This window comes from uncultured Algibacter sp. (assembly GCF_947495675.1).
Taxonomy (GTDB): domain Bacteria; phylum Bacteroidota; class Bacteroidia; order Flavobacteriales; family Flavobacteriaceae; genus Algibacter_B.
Genome location: NZ_CANLZX010000004.1, coordinates 43,673 through 64,261 on the forward strand (window position 1 = coordinate 43,673; position 20,589 = coordinate 64,261).

Annotated in this window: 17 protein-coding genes; 16 read left to right on the forward strand and 1 reads right to left on the reverse strand. The window is 28.6% G+C overall.

What is annotated here, in order from left to right:
* Position 1: 1 nt before the first annotated feature.
* Positions 2–1,867: an ABC-F family ATP-binding cassette domain-containing protein gene (locus tag Q0842_RS03950; RefSeq protein WP_298494560.1), complete on the reverse strand. Its 1,866-nt coding sequence runs from the start codon at positions 1,865–1,867 to the stop codon at positions 2–4.
* Positions 1,868–1,973: 106 nt separating this feature from the next.
* Between Q0842_RS03950 and Q0842_RS03955 the strand changes: the two genes are divergently transcribed.
* The 16 genes from Q0842_RS03955 to Q0842_RS04030 all read left to right on the forward strand — a co-directional run bounded on the left by Q0842_RS03955 (position 1,974) and on the right by Q0842_RS04030 (position 20,585).
* Positions 1,974–2,762, forward strand: a complete 789-nt coding sequence (locus Q0842_RS03955) for a polysaccharide biosynthesis/export family protein (RefSeq protein ID WP_298494562.1) — start codon at positions 1,974–1,976, stop codon at positions 2,760–2,762.
* A gap of 7 nt (positions 2,763–2,769) precedes the next feature.
* Positions 2,770–5,232 carry an exopolysaccharide transport family protein gene (locus Q0842_RS03960; protein WP_298494564.1) on the forward strand — a complete coding sequence of 821 codons (2,463 nt, stop codon included), beginning with the start codon at positions 2,770–2,772 and terminating at the stop codon, positions 5,230–5,232.
* Positions 5,233–5,244: 12 nt separating this feature from the next.
* Complete coding sequence (locus tag Q0842_RS03965; protein ID WP_298494948.1) at positions 5,245–6,120, forward strand: ABC transporter permease; 876 nt, start codon at positions 5,245–5,247, stop codon at positions 6,118–6,120.
* A complete protein-coding gene (locus Q0842_RS03970; RefSeq protein WP_298494566.1) occupies positions 6,120–7,391 on the forward strand; it encodes a polysaccharide ABC transporter ATP-binding protein in 1,272 nt (423 codons plus the stop codon). The genes Q0842_RS03965 and Q0842_RS03970 overlap by 1 nt, the downstream gene beginning before the upstream one ends.
* 34 nt (positions 7,392–7,425) lie before the next feature.
* Positions 7,426–9,606: a polysaccharide pyruvyl transferase family protein gene (locus Q0842_RS03975; RefSeq protein ID WP_298494567.1), complete on the forward strand. Its 2,181-nt coding sequence runs from the start codon at positions 7,426–7,428 to the stop codon at positions 9,604–9,606.
* Entirely contained in the window at positions 9,587–10,855 is a 1,269-nt protein-coding gene (locus tag Q0842_RS03980) for a glycosyltransferase (RefSeq protein WP_298494570.1), read from the forward strand. The genes Q0842_RS03975 and Q0842_RS03980 overlap by 20 nt, the downstream gene beginning before the upstream one ends.
* Before the next feature lie 6 nt (positions 10,856–10,861).
* Positions 10,862–11,638: a glycosyltransferase family 2 protein gene (locus tag Q0842_RS03985; protein ID WP_298494573.1), complete on the forward strand. Its 777-nt coding sequence runs from the start codon at positions 10,862–10,864 to the stop codon at positions 11,636–11,638.
* A gap of 28 nt (positions 11,639–11,666) precedes the next feature.
* Complete coding sequence (locus tag Q0842_RS03990) at positions 11,667–12,614, forward strand: glycosyltransferase family 2 protein (protein WP_298494574.1); 948 nt, start codon at positions 11,667–11,669, stop codon at positions 12,612–12,614.
* 91 nt (positions 12,615–12,705) lie between these two features.
* Complete coding sequence (locus tag Q0842_RS03995) at positions 12,706–13,719, forward strand: hypothetical protein (protein ID WP_298494577.1); 1,014 nt, start codon at positions 12,706–12,708, stop codon at positions 13,717–13,719.
* 83 nt (positions 13,720–13,802) lie between these two features.
* A complete protein-coding gene (locus tag Q0842_RS04000; RefSeq protein ID WP_298494579.1) occupies positions 13,803–15,341 on the forward strand; it encodes a DapH/DapD/GlmU-related protein in 1,539 nt (512 codons plus the stop codon).
* Positions 15,342–15,352: 11 nt separating this feature from the next.
* On the forward strand, positions 15,353–16,135 hold the full coding sequence (locus Q0842_RS04005; RefSeq protein ID WP_298494581.1) for a glycosyltransferase family 2 protein: 783 nt from the start codon (positions 15,353–15,355) through the stop codon (positions 16,133–16,135).
* 2 nt (positions 16,136–16,137) lie between these two features.
* Positions 16,138–16,974, forward strand: a complete 837-nt coding sequence (locus Q0842_RS04010; protein ID WP_298494583.1) for a glycosyltransferase family A protein — start codon at positions 16,138–16,140, stop codon at positions 16,972–16,974.
* A 3-nt stretch (positions 16,975–16,977) separates the two neighbouring features.
* Positions 16,978–17,757 carry a glycosyltransferase gene (locus tag Q0842_RS04015; protein ID WP_298494586.1) on the forward strand — a complete coding sequence of 260 codons (780 nt, stop codon included), beginning with the start codon at positions 16,978–16,980 and terminating at the stop codon, positions 17,755–17,757.
* Complete coding sequence (locus Q0842_RS04020; RefSeq protein WP_298494588.1) at positions 17,754–18,614, forward strand: glycosyltransferase family 2 protein; 861 nt, start codon at positions 17,754–17,756, stop codon at positions 18,612–18,614. Before Q0842_RS04015 ends, Q0842_RS04020 begins: the two co-directional genes overlap by 4 nt.
* Positions 18,598–19,671: a glycoside hydrolase family 99-like domain-containing protein gene (locus Q0842_RS04025; RefSeq protein WP_298494590.1), complete on the forward strand. Its 1,074-nt coding sequence runs from the start codon at positions 18,598–18,600 to the stop codon at positions 19,669–19,671. The genes Q0842_RS04020 and Q0842_RS04025 overlap by 17 nt, the downstream gene beginning before the upstream one ends.
* Positions 19,671–20,585 carry a glycosyltransferase gene (locus Q0842_RS04030; protein WP_298494592.1) on the forward strand — a complete coding sequence of 305 codons (915 nt, stop codon included), beginning with the start codon at positions 19,671–19,673 and terminating at the stop codon, positions 20,583–20,585. The genes Q0842_RS04025 and Q0842_RS04030 overlap by 1 nt, the downstream gene beginning before the upstream one ends.
* The last annotated feature ends 4 nt before the right edge of the window (positions 20,586–20,589 follow it).

Consider the following 20,589-nt stretch of genomic DNA (forward strand, 5'->3'; position numbering starts at 1 on the left):
ATTATTCTTCAAGTTTAGAAGATAACTCAAACCAACGTTCTTCCTTTGTTTCTATGGTGTCGATTATTACTTGAAGCTTGTCTGAGAGTTTATTAATATCATCTTGAGTTAAATCTGGATTATTAAATTTGCTTTCAAGTTCTTTTTTATCAAAGGCCAAAGAGTTTAATTTACTTTCTATGTTTCTTAATTCTTTTTCTTCGTTAAAAGATAGTTTTGAAGCTTCATTTTGTTTCCAAGATTGTTTATCTTTTTTGTCTTGCGTTGTTGTATTTTCAATTACAGGCTGGCTATCTTCATATACTCTGTAGTCTGTATAGTTACCTGGAAAATCTTCAATAACGCCTTCGCCTCTAAAAACAAATAGGTGGTCAATGACTTTATCCATAAAATACCGATCGTGAGATACGACTATTATACACCCAGGGAAATCTAATAGAAAACTTTCAAGAACGTTAAGTGTTACTATATCCAAATCGTTGGTAGGCTCATCAAGTATTAAAAAATTTGGATTCTGAATTAAAATGGTACACAAATACAATCGTTTACGTTCACCACCACTTAGTTTTTCAACAAAATCGTATTGTTTTTTTCTACTAAATAAAAAACGTTCTAAAAGTTGCTGTGCACTAATTTGACGTCCTTTTTTTAATGGAATATAATCACCAAATTCTCTAATAACATCAATAACTTTTTGTTCTGGTTTTATGGTAATACCGTTTTGAGTGTAATAGCCAAATTTAACGGTGTCTCCCTTAATAACTTTTCCAGAATCGGGTAAAGCGGTTTGGGTTAATATATTTAAGAAAGTTGTTTTTCCCGTTCCGTTTTTACCTATAATTCCAACACGTTCTCCTTTCTTAAACGTATATTCAAATGCATCAAGAATGGTTTTGTCTTTAAAAGATTTAGATACTTTATGGAACTCTAGAATTTTGCTTCCTAAACGCTCCATATTTAATTCTAACTGCACTTCATGGTCGTTTCTGCGTTGATGAGCGCGGTGTTTTATATCTGCAAAATCATCAATACGAGATTTAGATTTTGTAGTTCTAGCCTTAGGTTGTCGGCGCATCCAAGTTAACTCCTTTTTAAAAAGTTGCTTAGCTTTTCCTGTTTCTACAGCTTCTCGCTCAATTCTAGCATCTCTTTTTTCAAGATAATAAGAGTAGTTGCCTTTGTAGCTGTAAAGTTGGCCTTCGTCTAATTCAATAATTTCATTGCATACACGCTCTAAAAAATAGCGGTCGTGTGTTACCATGAATAAGGTAATGTTTTCTTTAGCAAAAAAGGCTTCAAGCCATTCAATCATTTCTAAGTCTAGATGGTTTGTAGGCTCATCTAAAATTAATAGATCTGGTTTGTTAATTAAAGCATTTGCTAGAGCTAAACGCTTTTTTTGACCACCAGAAAGCACACTTACTTTTTGATTTAAATCGTCTAGTTTTAATTTAAAAAGTATTTGTTTGTATAGTGTTTCAAAATCCCATGCTTGGTGGCGTTCCATAGCATCAAAAGCTGTTTGGTAGGTTTCAGTATCTTCAGGGTTTAAAAGTGCTTTTTCGTAATTCGAAATAATTTTTAAAATAGGATTGTCACTAGCAAAAATAGTTTCTTCAACAGTTAAAGAATTATCAAATTTTGGATCTTGTGATAGAAAAGATACTTTTATATCTTTTCTATAAATGACTTCTCCAGAATCAGCAACATCATCACCCGACAAAATATTTAAAATAGAGGTTTTTCCAGTACCATTTTTTGCTACGAAAGCAATTTTCTGATCTTTATGAACGCTAAAGGAGATGTTTTCAAACAGAGTAAGTTCTCCGTAAGATTTCGATATATTTTCAACAGTTAAATAATTCAAAAGCAAATGTTTTTTGCAAATAACGTACAAAAAACCAAAAAACTTGTCATAAGTTTTATTCTTCAATGCGAAAACTTATATTTGTGATAAATCAATTTGCCTCAATATGAAGCCTAATTTCCTGGTTATTATTTTAGTTTTTAGTGTGTTACTTACATCTTGTATTACTAATAAAGATCTTGTTTATTTACAGGATAAAGGAGACGGAACTAATAATGACCTTGTAATAACAGAATTACCAAAACCTTACAAGGTTCAAATCAATGATATTTTAAGCATTAACGTAAAAGCTTTGGATCCAGAGCTTGTAGATATATTTAATCCTGTAGGAACTTCTAATTCAGGATCTGGGGGAGGTGGACTATACTTTAATGGTTTTACGGTTGATCTACATGGTAATATTGAGTTTCCTATTTTAGGAAAAATAAATGTATTAGGCTACACAATTGATGAGGTAAAAACTAAAGTTAAAAATGAGTTATTAAAGCAATATTTTAAAGAAACAGCAGAAATATTTGTAACCGTAAAATTATCAGGTTTGAAATATACAGTAACAGGAGAAGGAGGTGCAGGTGTTTATACAATATTTCAAGACCGTGTAAATATTATTGAAGCACTAGCAAATGCAGGAGATTTGCCACCTACAGCAGATAGAACAGATATTTTGATAATTAGGCAATATCCAGGCGGACAAAAAATTCATCATATTGATTTAACAGATATTAAGGCTTTGCAATCGCCTTTTTATTATATACAATCTAATGATATTATTTTAGTGAAGTCTTTAAAGAGAAAGTCTTTAGGAATGGGGCAAACAGCATTACAAAATTTAACAACTATTGCTTCGATTTTATCTGTACTAGTTTCTACTTATTTTTTAACAAAGAATCTTTAAAATACATATGGAAGAAGAATTCGATGTTTCAGAAGCACAAGCCCAAAGGCCTTCATTTGATTTAAAGGCATTTCTAATTCGTGTAATTAGTTATTGGAAATTATTTGTTTTGTTTATTGGCGTTGGAGTATTTATTGTTTACCAGCAAAATATTAGAAAACAACAGTCGTATAGATTAGGAACTCAAATTACAATTGAAGAAGAATCAAACCCATTATTTACTTCAACTACAAGTTTAACATTTAATTGGGGTGGTGTTTCAGGAAAAGCACAAACTTTAATGACTTCTTTAAGATCTCGTTCTATTCATGAAAAGGTAGTTCGCAATCTAGAATATTATACAACGTACTTAAAACAATCAAGATTTAGAAAAGACGATATATACAATAATGCACCATTTAGGATTAGTTTAACACCTGACACATATCAATTATTAGATATACCAATAAGAATAACATTTCTTCAAGATGGCAAATTTGAATTATACATCAATTTTGAAAATACATTAGTTAGAACTCAAAATTTTTCTAATCAGAAAAAAATAAACAAAGATGTTGCATTAGGTGAGTTCAAAAAAGTTTTTAATCTTGGTGATAACATTGTTTTACCTTATATAAATGGCATTATATACTTAGCCGAAGAGCGAGTAGTTAAACCTAATGATGAGTATTTTATACAGTTTAGTGATTTTGATGCTGTAGTTTCAAAATACAGAAATAAATTAGCTATTAATAATCCCAGAAACTCAGCTATTTTAAATTTAAGTATGGTTGATGTAAATAAAGGGAAAATTGTAGATTATTTAAATGAAACAGTAAGAGTTTTAAGTGAAGAACAATTAAATAGGAAAAACCAATTTGTTAGTAACACAATTGCATTTATTGATGGACAATTAAGTCGTGTTAAGAATCAATTAAGTTTAAACGCAGATTCTTTAAATAGATACAGACAAAAAAACAGGATTTATAATTTAGATGATAAAAGTACTTTGATAAATAGTAAATTATCAGACTTAGATTTAAATAAAGATAACATTAATAGAAAGTTAGCCTATTATTCAAGTTTAAAAAATTATTTAATTACAAGTAATAATTTTACAGAGGTACCGGCACCAGCCGTAACAGGTATAGATGAAGGTAATATACTATCAAATGTATCTAAAATTAATGCTCTGTCTGTACAAAAATCAAAATATGGATCTACGGTAAGAAAAGATGCAACTATTTTTGCAGATTTAAATAGGCAGATTGAAGGATTAAAAACGGTACTTCTAGAAAACATTAGTTCTGTAACTAAAGAGTTAAAACGCGAGCTACAAACTATAAATAATAAAATAGCAATTGAAGATGCCAAAATAAGGAAACTACCAGTTGCTCAACAAAAGTTATTTGATATACAAAGGCAATATGCTTTAAGCGAGAAAACGTATAATGTATTTTTGGCAAAACGAGGTGAGGCAGATATTATAAAATCTGCAAGTGTTTCAGATATATTAGTTATAGATCCAGCTAAAGATACTGGCGCAGCTCCCATAGATTTAAAATTAAGCTCCAGATATTTATTTGCAATTATTGGCGGATTATTACCACCACTTATTCTTGCTTTTTTACTAACATTTTTTGATAATAAGATACATAACCCTCAAGTACTTGAAAGTTTATCTAATATACCTATGTTAGGTGTTGTAGGGAATAATAATTTAGATAATAATTTAGCAGTTCATTTAAAACCAAAATCTACAATAGCAGAGGCTTTTAGGTCTATACGTTCCAGTTTACAATATTTCTATAAAAAGCGCAACTTAGAAGGCACTAAAACAGTTATGGTAACATCTTCAGTTAGTGGAGAGGGAAAAACGTTTTGCTCTATCAATATAGCCACCGTTTTTGCCATGAGTGGTAAGAAAACAATATTGGTAGGATTAGATTTAAGAAAGCCTAAAATATTTGGTGATTTTGATATTAAAAATGAAATTGGTGTTGTGAATTATTTAATTGGCCAAAAAGGGGTTGATGAAGTAGTTTTAAATACAAAAGTACCAAACCTAGATGTCATTACATCTGGACCAATACCACCAAATCCATCAGAACTGTTAATAGGAGAAAGAATGGATGAATTAATAACGATTCTGAAAAAATCTTATGATTATATTGTGTTAGATACACCTCCTATAGGACTTGTGGCAGATGCACTAGAACTAACTCAATATGCCGATGCTACTGTATATGTAGTTAGACAAGATTATACAAAAAAAGGAATGTTAAGCCTTATTAATGCAAAGTACAATAAGGGTGAAATTCAAAATTTAAGTTTTGTGTACAATGGGTATAACCAAAAAGGGAAATATGGCTATGGTTATGGATACGGTTATGGCTATGGTTATGGCTATGGTAGTTATGGAAATGGGTATAATGATGATGAACCAACAAAAAATAAATTTTTAACAAGAGTTAAATCTTTTTTTAAATAACTAAACAAAAAAATATTGTCTAATAAAAACGATAATTGGCTCTATATAATTTCGCCAAAAAAAAAGTTAATAGATTTAAATCTTAAAGAGATTTGGTACTACCGTGACTTGCTTATATTATTTGTAAAACGAAATGTAATAACGGTATACAAACAAACCATACTTGGGCCCTTATGGTATTTTATACAGCCTCTTTTTACTTCTATAATTTTTACTTTAATTTTTAATAATATGGCCAACATTCCAACAGGAGAAGGTGTGCCATCATTTTTATTTAACCTTGCAGGAATTACAAGTTGGAATTATTTTAAAGAGTGTTTAACAGGTACAAGTAACACTTTTGCACAAAATCAAGGATTGTTTGGTAAAGTCTATTTTCCAAGAGTTATTGTTCCTTTATCTGTTGTTTTAACAAATTTGGTTAAATATGCAATTCAACTATTAGTATTTATAGGTTTTTATATTTATTACGTATTTTTTTCTGAAACTCTTGTAACAGCTAAACCACAAAGTGCTATCGTTTTTTTACCAATTTTAATAATAATAATGGGTTTTTTAGGTTTAGGATTAGGTATGATAATATCTTCGATGACCACTAAATATAGAGATTTAAAGTTTTTAATAAGTTTTGGTGTACAATTACTTATGTATGGTTCTGCAGTTATGTATCCATTATCGTATTTTAAAGAAAAATTGCCAAACATATCTTGGGTGGTTGAGTATAACCCAATGACCACTATTATTGAAGCATTTAGGTATATGACCCTAGGTGTTGGAGATTTTTCACTAGTAAAAATGCTTTATACCACTTTAATATGCATATTGATTTTTCTAATAGGATTAATTGTATTTAACAAAACAGAAAAGAGTTTTATAGACACTATTTAATGGAAAAAGATATTATTTTAAAAGTTGAAAATCTTTCAAAACAATACCGATTAGGTTTAGTGGGAACAGGTACTCTTGGTCATGACTTAAATAGGTGGTGGAGTAGAATTAGAGGAAAAGAAGATCCATATTTAAAAATAGGAGAAAGTAACGATAGAAGCACGAAAGGAAATTCAGATTATGTTTGGGCACTAAAGGATATTAATTTTGAAGTTAAGCAAGGCGAAGTCTTGGGTATTATTGGTAAAAATGGTGCTGGTAAATCAACATTATTAAAAATTCTTTCTAAAGTTACAGGGCCAACAACAGGAGAAATAAAAACTAAAGGTAGAATAGCATCATTATTAGAAGTAGGTACTGGGTTTCATCCAGAAATGACTGGTAAAGAAAATGTGTTTTTAAACGGAGCAATTTTAGGAATGACCAAAATGGAAATTCAATCTAAAATGGACGAAATTGTTAAGTTTTCAGGTTGCGAACGTTATATTGATACACCCGTTAAGCGTTATTCTTCTGGTATGACAGTGCGTTTAGCATTCGCAGTAGCTGCACATCTAGATCCCGATATATTAGTAATTGATGAGGTATTGGCTGTTGGTGATGCAGAATTTCAGAAAAAAGCTATTGGTAAAATGCAAGATATTAGCAATAGCGACGGAAGAACTGTTTTGTTTGTGAGCCATAATATGGCAGCAGTTAAAAGTTTATGTTCAAGAGCAATTGTATTACAGCATGGAACAACAATTTTTGAGGGTGATACACATGATGCTGTAGATTTTTACTTAAAAAGCGATGTTGCTAATGATATTGCTCACTATGTAAATGAAACTCCAGAGAGTGGGTCAGATATTTTGGAGGTATCAATGCGAGATAAGAATAATAATATAACAGGCTTATTCGGTTTTGATGATCAAATAACTTTACAAGTAAAATTAAGAATTACAGAGGATATTTTAGAATATGGCTCTTTAGGTTTTAGGATAAAAGATAAAAATGAACGAACTGTTTTTTCTTCAGAAATAAATTTAAATGAATTTGTAAAAAAAGACGGCGTTTATTTTTCGAATATTGAATTTCCAAAATCAGTATTATTACCCAATGATTACAGAGTTATAATAGGTTATCATGTGCCTAACAAGAAAAAGATTAGAAGCTTATTTGATGTCATAAATTTTAGAATTGAAGAAACTGGAACTATTTTTCACAAATATAAAGGTGTAGATTTTGGATGCGTAGTATTAGATTGTAAATGGAGTATGATAGCTGATTAATACCATTTTTATTATTTGGATTAGCAAATTTTCTATGTGGAAAAAAATAAACATACTATCTCAAAAAATCAAAACGCTTTTGCGGTTAAAACTTAATGAGATAAGCTTTATTAACAAGGTTGAAAAGCCAGTTATTATAAATCTTAATGCTAATGATATTTGTAATTCTAAATGTACTATGTGTAATATTTGGAAAAACAAACAAGAAAAAGAGGTTACTTATAACGATTTAAAAAATATTTTTTCCGATCCACTTTATACAAATGTAACAGGCGTTGGTATTACAGGAGGCGAACCTACATTAAGAGAAGACTTAGAAGACTTATATAAAGCTTGTATAGATTTTCTTCCTAATCTTAAGCACTTAAGTATTATAACTAATTGTATAAATGTTAAAGATGTTAAAAACCAGCTATATAAAGTAAACGAGCTTTGTAAAACACATAATAAAGCTTTTAGTGTTATGGTCTCTTTAGATGGTTATGAAGAGGTACATGATAAAATTAGAGGGCGAGAAGGAAATTTTAAAAAAGCAATAGAAGTTATTGATTATGTAAAATCTGAATTAAAAATTCCAATTTCATTTGGTGCTACAATTTCCAAAACTAATTTATGGGACATTGACGAGTTATTGGATTTCGCTAAAGCAAATAAAATTTATGGTCGTTTCAGGGTTGCAGAGTTTATTAAAAGACTATATAATGAAGATCGTACAGAAGATATTAGAAATTTTACAAATGATGAAAGTTATCATCTAGCTCTTTTTTTTGAAAAACTTAAAAGAACTTACGAAACCAATAAAACTTATAAAAGAACCTATTCTAGTATTCAAAATATTTTATTGGGCGGTAAGCGAACTATTGGTTGTCCATACCATAAAAAAGGTATAAACATAAATGCAAAAGGAGAATTAGCTTATTGTGCACCAAAATCTAAAATTATTGGTAATGGCATTGAAGAATCCTCAATGGCCATATATAATTCTAATTTAGATGAGAAAAAGAGAATTATCGCATCAGAGTGTGAAAACTGTATTCATGATTATCATGCAGAAATAACTTATTCTGAACAGATGAAAATTTACAAGGATACGTTTCAAAAGAAATTTTTAAAACCTAATAATGAACATAGAGTTTTAAACCTATCAACCTTATTAAAGTCTCCTAAACTCCCAAAAAATAAGTATAGCATATTAATTATGGGTTGGTATGGAACTGAGACTGTAGGTGATAAAGCTATTTTGGAAAGTATAATTAAATCTTATCAATCTAAGTACGGCGATCAATTAAATGTAATTATTGGCAGTTTATATCCCTTTATTACTAATCAAACTATTAAAGAGCTTAAAATAAAAGCTAGGGTGGTAAATACAAGCAATTTTGAGTTTTTAAGATATTCAAAAAAATGCGATGAGGTAATTATGGGAGGCGGCCCTTTAATGGATTTAAACGAGCTTTATGTACCATTATTATCATTTAGTATTGCAAAGAAAAATAATAAAAAAAGAACAATATATGGTTGTGGATTAGGGCCTATTAATCAAGATAGATATAAAATAGCTATAAAGAAAATATTAGAATTAGCAAGTGTAATAAAATTAAGAGATATTAAAAGTCAAGAATATGCTTTAAAACATTTTAATATCAATAATACTGAAATGATAGGAGATCCAGCTAAAACTTATATAAAGGAATTAGCAAAAAATAAAGTACCAAATAAGCAAAGAGTTATGTCTTTATTTTTAAGAGATTGGGAATACCTATATGCAAAAGGTAGCATGTCTGAAAATGAATTTACTGTTGTTAAAATTAATTTTGAAAAAGCTTTAGCCGTATTAATTAAAAAGAAAGCTGAAGAATATAAGATTGAAAAAATCGTTTTTAATCATATGCATAATTTTGTTTTAGGAGGCGATGATAGAGATTTTTCAAGACGATTTATTAAAACGTATTTCATTAATGATTCAAGGGTAAGTTATAACAAAAAATTATCTACTATAGAATCTGTTGTAGAGAGTATGCAACAATCAGAATTAAATATTTGTATGCGTTTTCATTCTGTTTTATTTGCAGAAACATTAAATACCAATTTCGTAGCTATTGATTATACAATGGGAGGCAAGATAGCTTCATATATTTCAGAAAATAGTAAGCCTCAACACTTGTTAACTATAAATCAATTAATAGAAAATTATAATGAAGTTACTATTAATTAATACAAGTGATATAGGAGGTGCAGGAAAAGCTTGTGTAAGATTGCATCAAGGGCTGCTTTCTATGAATGTAGACGCCAAATTATTATTAGCAAAGAAAACTGCTAATCATGAAAATTCTTTTTTGTTAAAACCTAAAGAAGACCACTCTCTTAAAAATAAAATTAAAAAAAAATCAATAAAAATACTTCGAGAACTCAAACTTTTAAAAACTCCAAAAAAAACAAAAGAGCAATTATTTGTTGAAAACAGAGCTTTGGGTTTAGAGCTTTATTCATTCCCGAATTCAAATTACGACATTACAGAGTCTCCATTATATAAGCAGGCAGATATTATAAATTTACATTGGGTATCTGGCTTTATTGATTATGAAAGTTTTTTTAAAAAAAACACTAAGCCAGTTGTCTGGACACTACATGATATGAATCCTTTTACAGGTGGCGAGCATTATAAAGAAACGTTTTTAGGAATTGATGAAAATGGTTTCCCCAAAAAAAGAGTTTTGACTAATGAAGAGATTTTGCAGTTTAAAAAAATACTTAATTTAAAAAAAGAAGCACTATCTCAAGTTAAAAACTTACATTTTGTAACCTTGTCTGATTGGATGACTTACGAATTACAACAAAGTGATTTTTTTGGTAAATTTCCAGTTCATAAAATACCAAACGGCATCAGTTCTAAAGTTTTTAAGCCAAGAGATAAAAGATACTCAAGAGAATTATTAAATATCCCTTTAGATAAAAAAGTAATACTTTTTGTTGCAGATTTAATTCATGCTAACAGAAAAGGATTTAAATTTCTTGTTGAAGCTATTAATAAGTTAGAGCAAGAAAATGTTCAGCTTTTTGTTATTGGCAACAAGAATGAAAGCTTATATAATTTCAAAAATATAATTCAATACGGAGTTGTTAAAGATGATAGGTTATTAAGTTCAATATATTCAGCAGCAGATGTTTTTGTTATTCCATCATTAATGGATAATTTGCCAAATACAGTATTAGAATCATTACTTTGTGGAACTCCGGTAATTGGATATCCTATAGGTGGCATACCAGATATGGTATCTCATGGTGAGAATGGATTAATTTCAGAATCAGTAAGTGTTGATGCTTTAGCAAATTCAATTAATCAATTTCTAAGTAATGGAGTTTTGTTTTCAACTGAAGAAATAAGAAAACAGGCTGTAATTAAGTATGATGATAAAGTTCAAGCTAAGAACTACATGAGATTATTTAAAAGTTTAGTTAACTAGAATTTTATGTTACTTTCAATAATTACCATAAACTATAATGATAAATCAGGGTTAGAACGCACAATACATAGTGTGATGAATCAATCTTACACTAATTTTGAGCATATTATAATCGATGGTGGTTCTAACGACGGTAGTAGACAAGTTATTGAAGCAAACCAACAAAAATTTAGTTATTGGGTAAGTGAACCAGATAATGGTATTTATCATGCTATGAACAAAGGTATTAAAGCCGCTAAAGGTTCATATTTATTATTTTTAAATGGAGGCGATCATTTTATTGATAATAATGCTTTAAATAAAGTTTACAGCTTTTTAAAAGATGTCGATATTGTATATTTCAATATTAATGTTGTTGCAGAAAATAAAACACATGTTAAAACATGTCCTAAAAACTTGACTTTTAAATATTTACACGAAAATTTACCTGCGCATCAAGCCACATTTATTAAGAAAAGTTTGTTTAATAAATTAGGGTATTACGATGAAAATCTGAAAATTGTATCAGACTGGAAGTTTTTAATTTTAGCAATTTGTAAGCATAACGCAACTTATAAGTATATTGAAGATACATTTTCAACATATTATAGTGATGGACTTAGTTCTTTAAACGAAAACCAAGCACTTGTAAAAGCTGAAAGAGAACAAGTTTTAAATACAGATTTTAAGCCTTTTATGAACGATTTAAAAGCTCGTTATATGTTAGAAAGAACAATAAGAACCTTAAGAAAATCCAATATAATTAAACTACTAATTAAGCTAAGATTAATTCATGAATTTTAACATCATTGCTATTTTGAAGTAATATAATATGAGTTTTTCAGTATCTGTAATCATACCAGTTTTTAATACAGAACGCTTTGTTGAAAAAGCAATAACATCTGTGTTGCAACAACCAGAAGTGGTTGAGGTTGTTATCGTAAATGATGGCAGTACAGACAACTCGTTAAAAATAATTAAGAGTTTACAGATAAAAGATTCAAGAGTTAAAGTATACCACCATCTAAACAAAAAAAATAAAGGAAGGTCTGCAAGTAGAAATTTAGGAATTAAAAACGCTTCTAGTAACTATATAGCATTTTTGGATTCAGATGATTTTTATTTAGAAAATAGATTTGAAAACGACAAAATAATATTTTGTAAAGATGATAGTGTTGATGGTGTTTATAATGCCATAGGAGCTCACTTTTATCGAGCATCTAAAGAATTTGAAAGGACTGCATTAAAATTAACTACCATTAGCGAAAAGGTAGCGCCTGAAAATCTTTTTGAAGAATTACTGTATTATAAAAAGGGACATTTTTCTATTGATGGTTTAACTTTAAAAAAATCGATTTTCGATAAGGTTGGTTTCTTTAACGAATTACTATTAGTTGATGAAGACACACATATGTTTTTAAAAATGGCTTTAAAAACTAAGTTAATAGGCGGTGTTTTAGATAAACCTGTTGCCATGAGAGGTGTACATGAAGCCAATGTATTTAATAATGCAAACTTATACAAAAAGGCAAAAGTTTATGAGTTGCTTGTTACTTGGAGTTGCAAAAATAAAATGCCATTAAAAAAAATAGATGCACTTTTAAATAAATATTGGATGTTTATCTTGCAAGAAGGTAAGGGACTATATAAATATATTAGCTGTTGGGGAAATATTTTTTTTAAAAATAAGAGGATACTTTTTTCAATATTAAGTGTTAAATATTTTCCAATAATAATGCTTAGAAAAAGAATTTTTCCATTTTTTTACAAAAATAGATAGGAAAATTTAATAGATATTTTTTTGTTAAATTAAATGTAATTTAAGGGAGATTTGTTCAACATTAATGGTGTAAACGAATAGAAAAGTTAAAATGAAAATTGAAGATATTAAAAAGCCTATAATATTTTGCCATTATGGTAACTCTCCATATTTGTATTATACTTTAAAGCAAGTAAAATTAAGTAACCCAAAGAATAGAATTATTTTACTTGGTGATCAGGATAATAAAAAAGTAGCTAATAAGGCTAAAATAGAGCATTATTGTTTTAAAGATTACGATGAAAGTGATGAGATAAAAATATTTAATCAAGTTTACAAGCACGTTGCTGGGGTTAACCATAAAAAAGAATTTTGGACAAATTTTGTATTTAAAAGATGGTTTTATGTACATAATTTTATTAAAAAAAATGAAATTAATGCTTTCTGGCATTTTGACTCTGATAATATGATTTTATCAGATTTAAACAATCAAGAAGAAAAATTTAAAGATTATGATTGTACAGAGCAATGCAACGGTATTTGTATGAATGGTTACATATCTTCTTTTAAAATTGTTGAAGGATATGTAAATAAAATAAATAAATTATTTAAAGACGAGATTTATTTAAATGAACAAAAACAAGATTTTATAACTCATCCTGATTATGCTTTTACAGAAATGAGAGCATATAAAGCATATAGAGATCAAGAAGGTATAAAAAGCATAAGGTTAAATGCAATAATTAATAATGAATCTTTTGATGATTGTATTTGTATGGATCATGGCTATGAAAGGTATGAGTCTGTTTTGAATAATCAGTATTTAAAAAAAATATATTTTGATACAAATGGCAATTTTTATTGTTACCATATAGAATCATCAAAATATATAAAAATGAATACCCTTAACCTTAGTTGGGTTCCAATAAGCTTGTTTAAGTTAGTTTACAAAACCTATAAAAATAATATTAAAAATCCCAAAGAAGTATTAAATAAGGAGTTACAATTATTAGATGTTTTTCAAAATAAAACTTTTAAAGCCAAGGTGTTAAGATTTATACCAAAGTCCATAAAAAGTAAAATTAAGTTATTTATAAAAAAATATAATATGGCATTGATTTACTAATCTAAATAGAATTGGGTATGAATACATGCCAATAGTTAGGCTTAAACAGAAACTTTTCCCATTTTTGTATAAACAATAATATTATGAACTTTTCACCCATTGTGCTTTTTGCTTACAATAGGCCAACCCATACTCAAAGAACGTTGGATGCTTTAGCTGCAAATCCAGAGGCTAAGGATAGTGAATTGATTATATTTTGTGATGGACCAAAAATTAAATTAACAGATACTGACTTAAATAGGATTAATCAAGTTGTTGCCATTGCAAATTCCGAAAAAAGATTTAAAAAGGTTGAAGTAAGGGTTGCATCAACCAATAAAGGTTTAGCCCAATCAATCATTGATGGTGTTTCAGAAATAGTTGAGAAATATAAAAGTGTAATTGTTCTTGAAGACGATATTGAAACATCTTCTGGGTTTTTAAAATATATGAATGATGCATTAACTACTTACAAGGATAATGAAAGTGTTATGCATATTTCAGGCTATATGTATCCTAATAATCAAAATTTACCCGAAACCTTTTTTTATAATGTACCATTATGCTGGGGTTGGGCAACTTGGAGTCGTTCATGGAAGCATTTTAATAGCGACGGCATTTTTCTTTGGAATCAATTAAAAAACAAACACTTATTAAGTAATTTAGATAAATTTGGTAGTGATTATTTAAGTAGTCAATTAGCAGATAATATTACAGGGAAACTTCAAACTTGGTTTGTAAAATGGCATGCATCAGTAGTGCTTCAAAATGGATATACATTATTTCCAAAACAATCTTTGGTACAAAATTTCGGATTTGATAATACTGGCGAACATAATGGTGTTCATACCGAATTTACCCATAAAAATTTACTCGATAATATTAATGTAAAGCCAATTGAATTGGCTGAAAATAAAAATGCAGAATTAATTATAACCAATTTTTATAAGTCTGTAAAAGAAAAACCGGTTCCTAAAAGCATAAAAAGAGCTTTAAAAAATAAGCTTAGAAGTGCTTCTTTTTTAATTTTTCCTGAATTTAAAAATGTGTTGAAGTATAGCCATAACATAGTTAAATCTAAAACATATTTGGGTAAGCATTGCAAGGTTTATCCCACTTCAAGACTCTCTAATACTTTAATTGGCAATTACACGTATGTTTCAGAAAACTCTGTAATTAATAACACTATAATTGGTAAATTTTGTTCTATAGGTGCCAATTTTATGGCTGGTCGTGGTTTGCATCCAATTAATGGCATTTCAACTCATCCTATGTTTTACTCTACAGCAAAACAAAATGGTAAATCAATAACTATTAATAACAAAATTGAAGAGTTTAAACCAATTACCATAGGGAATGATGTGTTTATTGGAATGAATGTCACGGTTTTAGATGGTGTTTCAATAGGAGATGGGGCTATTATTGGTGCAGGAGCTGTAGTTTCAAAAGATATTCCTCCTTATGCAATAGCCGTTGGCAATCCAATAGAAATTAAAAAATATAGATTCTCTCCAGATACTATTCAAAAGCTTTTAAATATAAAATGGTGGAATTTTAACGACCATGATTTGGCAATGGTAGAAAAGCATTTTTTCAATACAGAAGAATTTATAAGTATAATTGAAGAAAATAATAAAAGCTAATTAAATAATTTTTGAAACCTAAAATTTCCATAATAACCGTTAATTATAACAATCTTGAAGGTTTGAAACTAACCGTTGAAAGTGTTAAAAGTCAGGTTTTTAAGGATTTTGAGCATGTAATTATTGATGGAGGCTCTACTGATGGAAGTGTTAGTTTTATAGAGAAAAACAAAAGCCTTTTTGATTATTGTATAAGTGAGCCAGATAGTGGTGTATATCAAGCCATGAACAAAGGCATTAAAAATGCAAAAGGAGCATATGTTTTATTTTTAAATAGTGGAGATCATTTTGTAGACAATCAAGTGCTAGAAAAGCATTATCATGAAGTAGAAAATGTAGATTTGATTTATTTTGATTTAAAAGTTATTGAAAACAATAAACCTTTTACAAAAACATATCCAGATGAACTTTCTTTTTCATACTTTGTTGAAGATACTTTACCACACCCTGCAACATTCATTAAAAAAGAAGCGTTTTTGAAGACAAATTTGTATCAAGAAGATTTTAAAATAGTATCCGATTGGAAGTTCTTTATAGATGCTATTTGTAAATATAATTTAAGTTATAAGAGAATAGCAGATACATTATCTGTTTTTTATATTGGAGGACTCAGTTCAAACCCTAAAAATCAAAGTATTAAATTTAAAGAAAAAGAAAGCGTACTTTATGGTGATTATTCTATTTATATGAATGATATTCAAGAAGTGGTTTCTTATAAAAAAACAGTAAATAATTTAAGACAATCTAGAATTATTAATCTCTTGGTAAAACTTGGTTTTCTAAATAAATTTTAATGATGAGTGAGTTGGTCTCCATAATAGTACCTTGTTATAATCATGCTCAATTTCTCGATGAAGCATTACAATCGGTATTAAACCAAACTTACAATAATTGGGAATGCATTATAGTTAATGACGGAAGTCCAGATAACACTAAAGAGGTAGCCTCTAGGTGGTGTAAAAACGACAATAGATTTTTATATTTAGAAAAGCAAAATGGTGGATTAAGTAGTGCTAGAAATGCCGGAATAACTATAAGTAAAGGCAAATATATTTTGCCATTAGATGCAGACGATATACTTCATGAATCTTATTTGTCTAAACTTGTTCCCGAACTAAATCAAGATAAAACTTTAGCTATAGTGTCCTGTTATAGTAAGTTTTTTTTAAAAAATAAAGAAAATATCATTCATGAGTTAAAACCCGTTGGTACAACTTACCACGCCTTGCTTTTTGAGAATTGCTTAATTGCTACTTCTTTATATAGAAAAGTTTGCTGGGAAGAGGTAGGTGGCTACGATGAAAATATGAAACATGGTTTTGAAGATTGGGAGTTTTGGATAGCAATAACTAAATCTGGTTGGACGTTTAAAGTCGTAGAAGCGTTTTTGTTTTTCTACAGAAAACAAAAACAATCCATGTTAATTGATACACTACAAAATCATAGAATTTCTAACATGGAATATGTTTTTAAAAAGCATAAAGATTTGTATTTAAAGCATCATGATAATACTATTGATTACTTATTGTACTTATTAAAGGAGAATGAAAAAACAACTTCTAAAATTAAGAACAAGAGTACTTATAAAATTGTGAAAATTTTAGAAAAACCTTTAAATCTATTTAAAAAATAGTTTATGATATCGGTAGTAATAAGAAATAAGAATCAAGATAAAGCACTCACTTTTTTACTTAAAAATTTAACTGAACGCTATATAAATGATATTGGTGAAATTATTGTAATTGATAATTTGTCAACAGATAGAAGTGAGGAGGTTTCTAAAAAATATAACGCAAAATTTATTACCATAAAAGAGTTTAGTTATGGCGGCAGCGCTAATTTTGCAGCTAAACAAACTAAATTCCCTATAGTGGTTATGTTTAGTGCTCATTCGTATCCAGTTAGTCACGATTTTTTTAAATTGATAAAACAAAAGTTTGATTTAAATCCTAAACTGGCGGGCTTACGGTGTTTACATAACGCAAGTGATTATCAAAATTATATTAATAAAATACCAGCATCTATAGATCCTAATAAATCTGGATTAATTTTTTCTGGATCAGCTTTTAGCAGAGCTGTTTGGGAAAAAATATCATTTAAAGAAGACGTTGCAACCTTTGAAGATAAAGAATGGACTAAACGTGTTTTAAAAGCTGGATATGAGATTGATTTTGTTCCAGCTATATTTTGTTATCAAATAAGCAGAACTAAAAAGCAACTCTTTTTCCGTTTTAAAAGTGATTTAGTTGGTAACTATCAGCTATGGCATCAAGACGTTAATTTTAAAAATGCTGTTAAAGGTTTAGTAATGTCAATTGTTAGATTATTTAAAGGTTTTTTTATAGACTTTTGGTACATTATTAAACGATTTGTTCATCAAGTAAAATTTATATTTAATAAACCAGAAAAGTTTTGAGTATTAAGGTTTCTGTAATCATTCCATGTTATAATCAAGCCCAATATCTGGATGAAACACTTGTTTCTGTTTTAAATCAAACATACTCAAATTGGGAATGTATTATAGTAAATGATGGAAGTACAGACCATTCAGAGTGTGTTGCAAAAAATAGATGCAACTTAGATTCAAGGTTTATTTATCTATACAAGGATAATGGCGGGTTAAGTAGCGCTAGAAATTTTGGTTTGAAACATGCTAACGGCGATTTTATTCAGTTTTTAGATTCAGACGATTTAATTAAACCTGAGAAATTTATTGAGCAGATAAAAAATTTACAAGAAAGTGATATAAGTATTTCAGATTATTATTCATTTATTGATGGTAGTAATGAAGAAGCTCCACATCGATATTTATCACCTTTTTTGTCTGAAACAAATTATAAAAAAGAAATTATTTTAGATTGGGAATACAGAAAATCTATACCTTGCCACTCAGTATTATTTAGTAGAAAACTTATTATAGAAAATAACTTGAGTTTTAACGAAAGATTGCTTAATCATGAAGATTGGGTGTTTTGGGTACAATTATTCTATTATTCAAATTCAATAAAAAATAATAAAAATAAATTGGCTTTATATAGAATTCATAACCGTTCTATGAGTACGGATTTTAAGTTAATGAAAAAGGGTTTTTTACAAGCTGCTAAAATATTACAAACATTTTTTAAAAATGAAGGGAGTGATGAGTTATATAAGCTCACAAAAAAAAAATATAAAGAAATTTATCATAAAAATAGAGCACCATTTTTTAAACGAATAAAATCTAAAATCTATTCTAAACTAGCTTTTTATTACCATTATGTCAGAAAGAATTAAACCCATAGCGATACATCTTCCCCAATTTCATCCTGTGCCAGAAAATGATGAGTGGTGGGGTAAAGGCTTTACAGAATGGACAAATGTTACCAAAACAACTCCAAGATTTAAGGGGCATTACCAACCACAACTGCCAGCAGATTTAGGGTTTTATGATTTACGTTTAGAAGAAGCTAGATTAGCACAAGAAGCATTGGCTAACGCTTATGGGATTCATGGATTTTGCTATTATCATTATTGGTTTAATGGAAAAAAAATGTTGTTTGAACCTTTAGAAAGAAAACTAAAAAACCCAAAAGAAGATTTACCTTTTATGATGTGTTGGGCTAATGAAGATTGGACTCGAGCATGGGAAGCTTCAGAGAACAAAATGTTATTAAAACAAGATTATAGTTTTGAAGATGATGTAAACCACATTAAGCATCTTATAAGTTATTTTAAAGATTCTCGATATATAAGAGTTCAAGAAAAACCAGTATTTATTGTGTATCGTCCAGAATTATTCCCAGATATTAATAAAACATTACAAATTTGGCGAGATGAAGCCAAGAAAGCTGGATTCCCAGATTTATACTTAGGGTACGCACAAAAATCTCAAAAAGAATTTTTGTCTGCTGGTTTTGATTTTGCTTTCGAATTTCAACCTAATTTCGGGAAGTTGCCCAAACCAATGGGTAATCATACAATAAAAAGAATAAAGAATAAGGTTTTTGCTAAAATGGGCATAAAAAATAATGGTATATCATCTGTTTATGATTACGAAGCTTATGTTAATGTTCAGAAAAACGAAGGTTTTAATTCAAATGTATATCCTGGTATTACACCTATGTGGGACAATTCAGCTAGAAAAAACAAAGCATTTATTCTGCATAATTCTACACCAGAAAAATATAAAAACTGGTTAACCTATATTAAAGAAAATTACCCATGGAGTAAAGTTCCAGAAAAGTTTGTTTTTATAAATGCTTGGAATGAATGGGCAGAAGGTAATCACCTTGAACCTTGCCACAAGTGGGGCACAAAGTATTTGGAAATGACTAAAGAAGCTTTAAAATAATGGCTCCAATTACGGTTAGTATTTTTATGCTTACATATAATCAAGAACATTATATAGCACAAGCTATAGATAGTGTTTTGATGCAAAAAACTAACTTTAATTATCAATTAGTAATAGGTGAAGATTGCAGTACAGATAAAACCAGAAGTGTTTGTGAGTTTTTTGAAAAACAATATCCTAATAAAGTAAAGCTATTACCTAAATTAAATAAAAATATAGGATTAATTAATAATTATATAAGAACATTAAAAGCGTGTAATGGTAAGTATATTGCTATTTGCGATGGAGATGATTATTGGATAGACGAGTTGAAATTACAAAAACAGGTAGATTTTTTAGATAAGAATTCAGATTATTCGATTGTTGGTACTAACTACAAAAAGCTTTTTAGTAATGGCAAATTTGAAATTGTAAAAAAAGATAGATTAAAATCAAATTACTCTTTTGAAGATTTAATATTAAAAAATAGTATTACATCTGTAACTGTCATGTTTAAAAATATTCAAAAGGATTACCAATTACCAAATTGGATAGATAAATACCCATATGGAGATTGGCCTACATACCTTTGGACTATTAATAAAAATGGGAAAATCCATTTTTTAGAAGATGTAACGGCGGTTTATAGAATAGATATTGGAATTTCGGCTAAAATTAGAAATAAACATAGTGATATAACTAGCGTTAATTTAAAAATTGTTGAAAGTATAGCTGCAGATTCTAACTTCTCCAACAATAAAGAAGTAATTACAAAAAGTATATTTGAGCACAAAAAAAGCTTAATAGCTTGTTATAACAGAGAAAAACAATATTTTAAAGCTTTAAATGTTTTATTGAAAATGATTTTAACGAGTAAAAACACATGGCATTTAGTTGAATTTTACGGGTATTCATTAAAACAATCTATAAAATAAAAAT

Excerpts from the sequence above, each read along its gene's own strand:
- Q0842_RS03995 (WP_298494577.1), top strand. The coding sequence starts at position 12,706 with ATGAAAATTGAAGATATTAAAAAGCCTATAATATTTTGCCATTATGGT.
- Q0842_RS03955 (WP_298494562.1), top strand. The coding sequence starts at position 1,974 with ATGAAGCCTAATTTCCTGGTTATTATTTTAGTTTTTAGTGTGTTACTT.
- Q0842_RS03960 (WP_298494564.1), top strand. The coding sequence starts at position 2,770 with ATGGAAGAAGAATTCGATGTTTCAGAAGCACAAGCCCAAAGGCCTTCA.
- Q0842_RS04030 (WP_298494592.1), top strand. The coding sequence starts at position 19,671 with ATGGCTCCAATTACGGTTAGTATTTTTATGCTTACATATAATCAAGAA.
- Q0842_RS03975 (WP_298494567.1), top strand. The coding sequence starts at position 7,426 with ATGTGGAAAAAAATAAACATACTATCTCAAAAAATCAAAACGCTTTTG.
- Q0842_RS04000 (WP_298494579.1), top strand. The coding sequence starts at position 13,803 with ATGAACTTTTCACCCATTGTGCTTTTTGCTTACAATAGGCCAACCCAT.
- Q0842_RS03970 (WP_298494566.1), top strand. The coding sequence starts at position 6,120 with ATGGAAAAAGATATTATTTTAAAAGTTGAAAATCTTTCAAAACAATAC.
- Q0842_RS03980 (WP_298494570.1), top strand. The coding sequence starts at position 9,587 with ATGAAGTTACTATTAATTAATACAAGTGATATAGGAGGTGCAGGAAAA.
- Q0842_RS04025 (WP_298494590.1), top strand. The coding sequence starts at position 18,598 with ATGTCAGAAAGAATTAAACCCATAGCGATACATCTTCCCCAATTTCAT.
- Q0842_RS04015 (WP_298494586.1), top strand. The coding sequence starts at position 16,978 with ATGATATCGGTAGTAATAAGAAATAAGAATCAAGATAAAGCACTCACT.
- Q0842_RS03985 (WP_298494573.1), top strand. The coding sequence starts at position 10,862 with ATGTTACTTTCAATAATTACCATAAACTATAATGATAAATCAGGGTTA.
- Q0842_RS04010 (WP_298494583.1), top strand. The coding sequence starts at position 16,138 with ATGAGTGAGTTGGTCTCCATAATAGTACCTTGTTATAATCATGCTCAA.
- Q0842_RS03990 (WP_298494574.1), top strand. The coding sequence starts at position 11,667 with ATGAGTTTTTCAGTATCTGTAATCATACCAGTTTTTAATACAGAACGC.